The organism is Geomonas sp. (assembly GCF_035254065.1).
Lineage (GTDB): Bacteria > Desulfobacterota > Desulfuromonadia > Geobacterales > Geobacteraceae > Geomonas.
In genome coordinates this window covers 1-9,998 of the sequence record NZ_DATFBA010000080.1, presented here as the reverse complement: position 1 = coordinate 9,998, position 9,998 = coordinate 1, and the positions used below count along the sequence as shown (strand labels likewise).

Below are 9,998 nucleotides of genomic sequence, written 5' to 3'. Positions count from 1 at the left end.
CAGGGCCGGATTGCCACTGGAAGGGAACCAACTCTGGTCGATACCGAAAGGATAGGAATCGGAGGTCCAGAAATAGGAATAAACCGTGTTGGTGAAGCCCTGGCTGTTGAGCCAGACACCGCCGTCGGTGGCCTCGAAACTTACCAGGCTTCTCATCTCGTTTCGATTGGGTAGGCGCCAGTCCCCCTGCGCCGAGCCGTCCGTGAGGCCGCATGCCCCGCTGGCGAGGGTCTTGGCATCGGCTACGGCTTGATCCTGGGTGTCCCGCTGCCCGAAGCAGTTAGAGTTTTTGAGCCAGACCAGGTGGGTCAGCAGGTCGACGATACTGCCGTTGCCGTTATCGACAAAGCGCGGCGAAGGCCAGGGGAGACCGGCAAGTTTGTCGCCATCCTGGCCGCTCCCTGCGCACGCCATGACTGCGCCGCTTGCATCCCAACAGGTGGTCTGCCCGGTTCTGGCAATCTTAGTGGAGGTCCCCCTTACCGGCCACACCGATCTCAACTGGTCCTTCACGTCGGCACGCAGGCATCCGTTTCCTATGCTGAAGGTCTCTGCGTTGTGCGAATAGAGGGGGTAGGTGGTAGAGGTCCAGAACACCTGCCCATGGACATTGCTGAAAGGGTGTCCGGTGCTCAGCGAAGGATAGGCTTTGGAGAGATCGACGAGGCTGATCATCTCGCTTGCATTGGGAAGGCGCCAGTCGCCGGAGGCGGACCCATCGGTAAGCCCGCACAGGCCGCTGTGAAGCCCTTGGGCTGAGGTCAGCGCGCCAGTCCAGTTGTATCCGCCGGTCCCCTGCAGGTCGGGGCAGACGCCATTTTTCAGCCAGATGAGGCCGGTCAGGTTGTCGGAGACGGTACCGTTGAGGTTGTCGGTGAAGCGTGCAGCAGGCCACGCCAATCCTGTTTGAGTCTCGCCGTCCTGTCCGGTCCCCGCACAGGATATCACGTTACCCGCCACGTCATAACAGAGAGTCTGCCCGGTCTTGGGCAGTTCCACCGTGTCCCCGATGGCATAGTGTGCGGATGTAAGAAGAAAGAGGACCGTTAGCAGTGGTACTTTCGCCATGGTTCGCTCCTTTTTTCGTGCCTGCAACAGGTTAACCGGTGAACGCCGGTGAGATGAAAAAGATAGGTGGGGGGCCATAACTTAAATATCTGCTGGTACAGCGCACCATAACTGTCATTTCCTGATCAAGAACGGAAGATACAGAAACAGGAGTTGCCGGTGGATGTTATATGGGGGCCGTAGATAAGGGAGAGGCATGTGAATGGAACGTGCTGCAGCAGGTACAAAACCCGCAGCTCTCTCCAAGGGAGCGTTCACAACAGGTAACTACCTAGACTATCTTAGTAGTTGAGGACGGAGAAACAAGTGGACCTAAGGCTATTTATCTGCCGCCTAAGGTCCAGGTTTTTTGCCGCTTTGGAGTGCAGTCCGGTTCCGGACCTCATGGTTGCGGCTATGCCGCAGCTCCCGCCCTGGCTTGTCTATGATCTTCGACACTATGACTTCACACTCCAGTACCCTGTACTATCTACACGATGGTAAAATGGGACGTGTAGATACTCAAAGCTTCGTGAGGTGATCCTATGACTGGACAGGGTCCTGAATTTCCCAGTGGGCGCCCCCGCCTTTTCAATGCTATCCTGCGCGGGTTGGTAGTTTTCCTTGTCGTCTTCCTAATGGCAGCCCCGGTAACGCCACCACCTGCCTCCGCAGCTGTCTCGGTGGGTGTTTCCGTTGCCTTTGCCCCACCTCCGCTGCCGGTCTACGTTCAGCCGATCCCACCCGGTCCGAACTACATGTGGATCCCGGGCTACTGGGCGTGGGACCCGAACTATGGCTACTACTGGGTGCCGGGAACCTGGGTGCTGGCACCCTACCCCGGCTGGCTCTGGACGCCAGGTTACTGGGGATGGAACAACGGGTTCTACCTCTGGTACGAAGGGTACTGGGGGCCGGTGGTGGGGTTCTACGGCGGCATCAACTACGGCTGCGGATATAACGGCTACGGCTATTACGGCGGGTACTGGCGCGGCAACACCTTCTACTACAACCGTGCCGTCAACCACCTGGGAGGCAACATCACCACGGTCTACCGGGCACCGGTTACCCGTAGCACTACCTCCAGCCGGGTGAGCTTCAACGGCGGGCGCGGCGGCGTCAGGATCCATCCCACCGAGGCCCAGCGCGCAGCGGCAGGTCGCTGGGCCTCCCAGCCCGTCGCGGCCCAGAAAGAGCACCTGCAGGCAGCGCGACATGATCCGGCCCTGCGTGCGACCGCCAACCATGGTCGCCCACCGGTGGCTGCCACCGCGCGTCCGGGAGCTTTCAGCGGCTCCGGAGTGGTCCCCGCCACGCGGGCGGGCGGTCCCTACCGGCCACCTGCAGGGCATTCCGCAACCGGCGAACACGGCAGAACGGCGCCCCCGGGTCAGCATCCCGCCTCCCAGCATCCAGCAGCAGGTCACGAAGGGGCCCCGACTCGAGGGGCTGCTCCACGGGGAGTTTACGAGCAACCGTCCCATCGTCAGGCCGAGCCTGGAAGCGGCCGCGGCGTGCCGAGAGAGTACGGTGCCCCTGGAGAGCACCGTCCTGCTCCGGTACAGCAGCACCCGGCACCTGGCGGCCACAGTAGCGCACCTCCAGCGGTAGAGCATGGCCCTGCGCGTGAAATGCCGCATGGCCCGCCACCATCAGGTGGACAGCATTTCGAGCCGCGCGGTGGAGCGGCTCCGTACGGAGCCGGTGGAGCGCCGCATGGTGGGGGAGCACCCCCGCATGGCGGTGCACCGCCCCCTTACGGTGGTGGAGGAACACCGCATGGTGGTGGAGGCGGCATGGAGGGACCTCCGCACGGCAGGTAATCGAAAAAGGAGTGACCTTGACGGAGCAGATCGCCCCCGGGGGTATAAAGAGCGGCGTGGCCGCGGGCTTCATCGCCCTGATGGTGGCGATGGGGATCGGGCGCTTTCTCTACACGCCGCTGTTGCCGCTCATGTTGATCGAGTACGGCCTGCGCGCGGACCAGGCAGGCCTGCTCGCCTCGCTTAACTTCATCGGCTACCTGGCCGGCGCCTTCTGCGCGGGCCACCTCTGCCACCGCTACGGCGAATACCGGGTGCTGGCGGCGGGACTCATCTTCTCCACCGCAACCACCGCCGCCACCGGCCTGTTCACCACCTTCAGCTTGGTCGCGCTGGCCCGGCTCATCGCCGGCACCGCCAGCGGGCTCGCCTTCGTAGCCGTTTCCGGACTGGTGCTGCTGATCATCGCCCGCGACGGGCGTGAAAACCTGACCGGCCTCTACTACGGTGGCGTGGGCGGCGGCATCGTCCTAACCGGCCTGGCCGCCCTCCCCACTGCCCACCTTTTCGGCGCGGGCGGCGCCTGGATCCTGTTCGGGGGGCTGAGCGCCCTCCTCTCGGCAGTGGTGCTGCTGCTCCTGCGCAGGCACGCGGAGCCGAGCCACGCTGATGTCCCGGTCAAACACCCCTTTCCCCGACAGCCACGCTTTCTCCGGCTGGTCATCGCCTACGGGCTGGAGGGCTTTGGCTACATCATCACCGGCACCTTCATGGTGGCCGCGGCCCTTGCCACCGTCGGCCCGTCCGGGGCGCATCTGGCCTGGGTGGTAGCCGGTTGCGCCGCCCTCCCCTCCGCCTTCCTGTGGTCCATCGCGGCCAGGAGATGGGGGCGCCTCAAGCCGCTGATGGCCGCCTTCTTCCTGCAGGCGGCCGGCATCCTCCTTCCGGCGGCGCTGCCGGGAGCACTACCGGTGGTGACCGGGGCGCTGCTGTTTGGCGCCACCTTCATGGGGATCGTCAACCTGGCCCTTTCCGATGGCGCGTCCTACCTGCCCGGCGCCCGTTCCCGCATCGTCGGCCTGATGACCGGCGTCTACGGCGTCGGCCAAATCCTCGGTCCGGCGCTGGCCGGCTATTTCTCTGCCCGCACCGGCAATTTCCGTCTCGCTCTCATGATCGCGGCCGTCACCGTGGTGGCCGCCGGCGCGCTTCTCATACCCGACGCCTTTCGCCCTCCCCTCCCTGAGCAGAAACCGCCAAGGTGAATATCCCTTTCCCCGTTGACGGCGATGTTCTCCTTCCATGTCCCCAATTTTAAGATCGGTTCTCTCTGTCACCCGCCGTCTTGTGACACTCATCCTCATCCAGTCCTTTCCTTGAACGCATAGCAACAAACTCTGGGGGACCCCTTACTGACAGTGCGCTCATGATTTTCAGCTGCTGAATATCACAAAAAGTGAAGGTAATGTCAGAGGTTTACACGCAAAAGAACCTGTTTTAAAAGGAACTTTAGTGGCAGAGAATTAGACAAAAGTATCATTGTGCATCCCCCATCAAGGTTCTAAGATTAAAACCAGCAGGATTGTACTTTCCGGTCAGCTTCATGCTTTTTTGAGAGTACCGCGACGCACGACCCATTGACTGCGGACTCTCTCCCCATACCGACATCGCAGATCATCCAGGCGACAGACGGAGTGTCTCGACCCCGAAACTCCAATGGTAGCGCGGCCGGCGGCTACCTTTCCGCTCATCCCGGTCACGACCTCAACTGGTCAGGAGAACAGCCATGACTTCTGAAATCGAAAAGGCAAAGCTGGTGGAGTACATCGTGTCGGACCTGGCCCGCGGCAAAGGGGTTAACGGTCTCACCGTTTCTGACGACCTCGTGGAATCAGATATCATGGACTCGCTCGGGATCATGAAGCTCATCCTCTTCCTGGAGGACAAGTACTCGGTGAAGATATCCGATGACGACCTCACCCTGGAGAACTTCAGCTGCGTCAATTCCATCTACTCGCTGCTGGAAAGCAAGGTCTGCGCGTGAGGGCATGATGGACTTCTCGTTGAACGACACCCAGCTCCTGCAGTGGGAGAGCATCGTGGATTTTTCCCGGCGCGAACTGAACGCCGAAGTCCGCAACGATGACCTGCAGGGGACCTTTCCCCTCCCCAAGTGGCGTAAATGCGCCGAGATGGGACTGTTGGGCCTGCTCACGCCGGAGGAATACGGCGGCCTGGGCCAGGATCTCACCTCTGCAGCCATCTCGCTGCAGGCGCTCTCCTATGGCTGCGAGGACAGCGGGCTCACCCATGCCGTGGTCACCCAGCTCTGCTGCGTGGTCCTCTTGAACCAGTACGGAAGTGCCGAGCAAAAGGCCCGCTTTCTCCCCAAACTCTCCTCCGGCGAGCTGATCGCCGCCCAGTCCATCACCGAGCCGGATGCCGGATCCGACGTGCTCTCCATGCGGACCAAAGCGGACGCTTCCTCATCGGCTTACCTTCTGACCGGCGGCAAGGTATTCATCTCCAACGGCCCCCTCGCCGATCTAGTGATCGTGTTCGCCAAGGACAGCGAAGGGAAGTCCTCCTTCGGGGGAGACATCAGCTGTTTTCTCTTGGAGAAGGGGACCCCCGGCTTCAGCGCCGGCAAGCCGCTCGCCAAGATGGGGCTTCGGACCCTGCAGAACAGCGAACTCTTCTTCGACGAGGTGGCGGTCGCCCAGGAGGCGATGCTGGGCAAGCGCGGGCACGGCATGTTCATCTTCGGCGAGGCGATCGAATGGGAACGGGTGCTGATGACCGCGGCCCACCTGGGCACCATTCAACGGGTGCTTGAGAAATGCGTGAGCTACGCCAAGACCCGCAAGCAGTTCGGCAAGGAGATCGGCCAGAACCAGTCGGTCGCCAACAAGATCGGCGCCATGAAGGTGAACCTCGAACTGGGCAAGCTGATGCTCTACAAGATGGCCTGGCTGAAGGACCAGGGGAAGCGCGCCACCCTGGAGGCCTCCATCGGCAAGCTGTTCGTGAGCGAGAGCCTGAAAAGCGCCTGCCTGGACGCCGTCCAGATCCACGGCGGCTACGGCTTCATGCAGGAGTGCGAGCTGGAGCGCGATTTGAGGGACAGCATCGCGGCCACCATCTACTCGGGGACCTCCGAGATTCAGCAGAACATCATCGCAAGAATGCTGGGACTGTGATGGCTAGCTACCTGTTGCAAAGTTGCCTTGACGCCGGCAGCCTCACCCATCCGGACAAGGCAGCCCTGGTCGACGACCGGGAGACCCTGAGCTACCGTGCCCTGAGGGAGGAAGCCGAGCGCGTCGCCCACGCCCTGCGGCTTGGCGGCGTCAAGCGCCAGGACCGGGTGGTGATCTGGATGAGGCGCTCGGCGCGGGTGGTGGTCGCCCTGCTGGGGACCTTGAAGGCGGACGCCATCTACGTACCGGTGGACGCCAAGGCCCCGCTGGAAAGGGTGCAGAAAGTGATCGGGGACTGCCGCCCCGCTGCAGTGATCTGCGAGGAGGGCTCCCTCCCTCTTTTGGAGGAGGCGGGGGACCGGCTGGCGGGGGTGCGGATGCTGCTGGTTTGCGGCGGGAAAAAGGAAATTCCCCGTCCCCGCCTCATCCCGACCCTCTACCTGGAGGAGTTCTCTGAGCTCCCAGCCCCACCCCCCTATCGCAACATCGACGCCGACGCCGCTTACATCCTCTACACCTCGGGATCTACCGGCAGCCCCAAGGGGGTCACGGTTTCCCACCTCAACGTGACAAGTTACATCGACTGGGCGCTGGAGAGCTTCCGGATAGTCCCCGACGACAAGGTGCTGGGGACGGCTCCCTTCCACTTCGACATGTCGACCTTCGATATCTTCGCGAGCCTCAGGGCCGGGGCCACCCTGTTCATCGCCTCCGAGCGCCAGCTCCTCTTTCCCAACTCCCTGCTCGACCTGATCGAACGAAACGGCATCACCATCTGGAAAGGGGTCTCCTCGCTGCTCATGTACCTCTCCAGTACCGGCTGCCTGAAGCCGCAGCGGATACCCACCCTTGACCGGGTGCTCTTCGGCGGCGAGGTGCTCCCCACCAGGCATCTCATCAACTGGATGTCGGTCTTCCCCTCGAAGAGGTTTTACAACGTCTACGGCCCCACCGAAGCGACCGGCATTTCCGCCTACCATCAGGTGGTTAAGGTCCCGGCGACCGCCGAGGAGCCGGTCCCCATCGGAAGCGCCTGCGCCAACACGGAGATCCTGCTCCTGACCGAGGAAAATACCCTGGCCAAGCCGGGCCAGCCGGGCGAGATCTGCATCCGCGGCTCCGGGCTGAGCCTTGGCTACTGGAACGATGAGGAAAAGACCAGGGGCGCCTTCGTCCCCAACCCGCTCAGCAACAACCTGCAGGACCGGATCTACCGCACCGGCGACCTGGGAATGGTGCGGGAGGACGGCCTCCTCGAGTACCTGGGGCGCAAGGACTTCCAGATCAAGTTCATGGGGTACCGGATCGAGAGCTTCGAGGTGGAGAAGGCGATGCTCGCCCTGGAGGGTGTCCAGCAGGCGGCCGTGCTGCTCTGCAACGCCCCCGGTGGCGATATCCCGGAGCTGGTGGGATTCGTGGAGTTTGCCGGGGAGGCGGACGACCGCCTCCTCTTGGAAGCGCTGGGGCGCGCCCTTCCCGCCTACATGGTCCCCAAGCGGATCGTGCAACTGGACAGGCTTCCCCTCTCCGACCGGGGCAAGCTCGACCGCTCCGCCCTGCGCGAGCGGTACCGTCAGTTTCAGGCAGGGGGGATGGTGGCATGAACGGGATACCTGCTGAGCTGAGCGAGCGCTACCTGCAGGAGGTGGCGGAGCTGAGATGCTCCGGCCCCCTGTACGATACCCACGTCCACCCCTACGAAGTCCTTTTCGACCGCTTCGCCTACCAGCAGGATCCATCCCTCCCCGGGGTGCTGAGCATGCCCGGGAAATGCTACCTGCCTCCCGCCGCCGGCCCCGTCAAGTTCGGCGAGGTGCCGGAGCTTGGCACGGAGTTGCGCCCCCAGCGCCTGATCGACATCGCGGTGATGCTCCTTGGCAGGATGTACGGCAGCGTGGGCCCCAGGGTCTTCTCCGACCAGCTGTCACGCTCGGGGCTGGACCGGGTGCTGCTCCTGCCGGTCGCCGCGGAAGGCTCGGACGCCGCGCAGTTCGAGCTCCGCATGCAGTGGATCCGCGACCTCTACGGCGACGACGACCGCTTCTCGCTGGCCGGGAGCATTCCGCCGACCCTGGAGGGGGACCAGATCGAGGGGTACGCGGCGCACCTTAAGGAGCGTTTCGCCATCAGGGCGATCAAGTGCCACCCGGTGGTGAGCGGCATCAACCTGGGGACCAGTTGCCGCAAGACGTGGCTGGAGGCGCTTTTGGAGGGATGCCACCGCCTGGGGCTGCCGGTGGTCATCCATGGCGGACGGAACAATCCCTACTGGGCCTGCGCCCGGGCCGATTTCGGGTCGCTCACGCATCTGCGCCAGCTCAACTTCTCCCTGTCAGGCTCTCCCGTCATCCTTGCCCACGCCGGCATGCACCGCTGTCCGCTGACGGAAATGGAAAGGGAAGCGCTCCCCGTGCTGAAAAAGATGCTGGCTCGCCACGACAACCTCTACGTCGACCTGTCGGGGCTGGAATTCGAGCAGCTCAAACTGGTGCTCGCCTCGGTCGCCCCCGAGCGGATACTGTTCGGCTCCGACGCCCTCTACACACCGCAGTGGGAGGTGGTGGCCACCACTGTGCACGCCCTCCACAGCCTGGGCGCCGGCTGGCAACAACGGTTCCTGCAGTTCTCCAGCACAAACCCGCACAAGGTTTTCGAAAACGTTCTCCTGCCCGCCGATTCGGATCAAAAAAGCCGGCCTCCGCGGGAGACACTCACCTCGTTTTCCAGCACACCCCTCCCCTCTCCCTGAAATAGACGCAGCAAGGTCGCATCGTGCGGCGAATTTTCCGACAGAGACGCCGAGTTTTTCGGCGTGGTTTGCGAAACGCTGCCAGTGGAGCTCCCTTTCAGCAACGGGTTAACCTTTTGGTTGCGCAGAAATACCCCTACGACCAATTGCGACCCTTACGGTTCCCGATAGATTGTTAGGTAACATTTCAAAGTGGGGGGTCCGAGATGGCCAGGTCTATCGTTTTCGCACTGCTGATGGTCGCCGCCGCTGCCACGGCGGCAGTTGCCGCCAGCTGGAATTTCGACCGCGAGAAAAGCGAACTGGCCCCGGCCGGTTTTTACGTGACCGCGGGACAGTGGAAGGTAAAAGCCGATCCCACGGCCCCCTCCAAACCCAACGTACTGGCGCAGATAGCTCGCAGTTCCCTCGACACCTACAATGTGGTGCTGATCGCCGACAGCAGTTATAAAAATGTCGACCTTTCCGTGAAAATGCGCCCGGTGGCGGGGCTGAGCGAACAGGGAGGAGGGGTCGTGTGGCGGGCGCTGGACGGGCGCAACTACTACCTCGCCAGCTACAACCCGCTCAGCGGGGAATTCCTCCTTTACAAGGTGCAAAATTTCGGGCGGATACAACTGGGGCGGGCGCAGACGGGGAGCTTCGCCGGCTGGCGCACCATTCGGGTGGTGATGACCGGGGACCATATCGAGGGGTATCTGGACGGCAGGAAATATCTGGACGCGCGCGATGGCAGCTTCCCGGAGGCAGGAAGGATAGGTCTCTGGACGCGGGGGGACTCGCTCACCTATTTCGACGACCTCTCGGCCGGCGCTCACTGAGGGCGGGGGCAAGGGGCCAGCCCCCGGAGCACCTTAGGGCGAGGCGGCCCTCAGCGGAGTAAGGCTGTTTCTCATCTGCAAGGAGATGAGCTGCGACCTGGTGGATACGTTGAACTTCTTCAGGATCCTGCTCACATGGGCCTTGATGGTCTGCTCGCTCAAAAAGAGCTGCTCGGCGATCTCCCGGTTCTTGTAGCCCTGCTTGATCAGGTCCAGGATCTGCTGCTCCCTCTTGCTCACCGCGTTGATGGTCCCGTTCTTGGAGATGGTCCCCACTCTGGAGAGCAGCGCCTTCAGGTTGTTGTTGTCGATCCAGAGCTGCCCTTCGTGGACCAGGTTGAGGGCCTTCTTAAGCAGCGAGGCGTCGATGTCGGTGGAGAGTACACCGTCCAGGTTGTACGAAAGGAGTATGTTGATG

9 protein-coding genes are annotated in these 9,998 nt (G+C 62.6%); 7 read left to right on the top strand and 2 right to left on the bottom strand.

The window, feature by feature from the left end:
- A partial coding sequence (locus VJ604_RS04345) for an Lcl C-terminal domain-containing protein (protein WP_324080156.1) occupies window positions 1-1,068 on the bottom strand: 1,068 nt, incomplete at its 3' end.
- Window positions 1,069-1,685: 617 nt separating this feature from the next.
- Between VJ604_RS04345 and VJ604_RS04340 the strand changes: the two genes are divergently transcribed.
- The 7 genes from VJ604_RS04340 to VJ604_RS04310 all read left to right on the top strand — a co-directional run bounded on the left by VJ604_RS04340 (window position 1,686) and on the right by VJ604_RS04310 (window position 9,580).
- Complete coding sequence (locus tag VJ604_RS04340; RefSeq protein ID WP_324080155.1) at window positions 1,686-2,870, top strand: hypothetical protein; 1,185 nt, start codon at window positions 1,686-1,688, stop codon at window positions 2,868-2,870.
- Window positions 2,871-2,887: 17 nt separating this feature from the next.
- Window positions 2,888-4,075, top strand: coding sequence for a YbfB/YjiJ family MFS transporter (locus VJ604_RS04335; RefSeq protein WP_324080154.1), 1,188 nt, complete (start codon window positions 2,888-2,890; stop codon window positions 4,073-4,075).
- Window positions 4,076-4,596: 521 nt separating this feature from the next.
- Entirely contained in the window at window positions 4,597-4,854 is a 258-nt protein-coding gene (locus VJ604_RS04330; protein WP_324080153.1) for an acyl carrier protein, read from the top strand.
- A 7-nt stretch (window positions 4,855-4,861) separates the two neighbouring features.
- The gene (locus VJ604_RS04325; protein ID WP_324080152.1) at window positions 4,862-6,010 is read left to right on the top strand and encodes an acyl-CoA dehydrogenase family protein; all 1,149 of its coding nucleotides are present in this window, start codon (window positions 4,862-4,864) and stop codon (window positions 6,008-6,010) included.
- Complete coding sequence (locus VJ604_RS04320) at window positions 6,010-7,614, top strand: amino acid adenylation domain-containing protein (protein WP_324080151.1); 1,605 nt, start codon at window positions 6,010-6,012, stop codon at window positions 7,612-7,614. Before VJ604_RS04325 ends, VJ604_RS04320 begins: the two co-directional genes overlap by 1 nt.
- Window positions 7,611-8,759 carry an amidohydrolase family protein gene (locus VJ604_RS04315; protein WP_324080150.1) on the top strand — a complete coding sequence of 383 codons (1,149 nt, stop codon included), beginning with the start codon at window positions 7,611-7,613 and terminating at the stop codon, window positions 8,757-8,759. The genes VJ604_RS04320 and VJ604_RS04315 overlap by 4 nt, the downstream gene beginning before the upstream one ends.
- A gap of 206 nt (window positions 8,760-8,965) precedes the next feature.
- On the top strand, window positions 8,966-9,580 hold the full coding sequence (locus tag VJ604_RS04310) for a hypothetical protein (RefSeq protein ID WP_324080149.1): 615 nt from the start codon (window positions 8,966-8,968) through the stop codon (window positions 9,578-9,580).
- 33 nt (window positions 9,581-9,613) lie between these two features.
- Here VJ604_RS04310 and VJ604_RS04305 read toward each other — a convergent pair.
- A partial coding sequence (locus VJ604_RS04305) for a response regulator transcription factor (protein WP_324080148.1) occupies window positions 9,614-9,998 on the bottom strand: 385 nt, incomplete at its 5' end.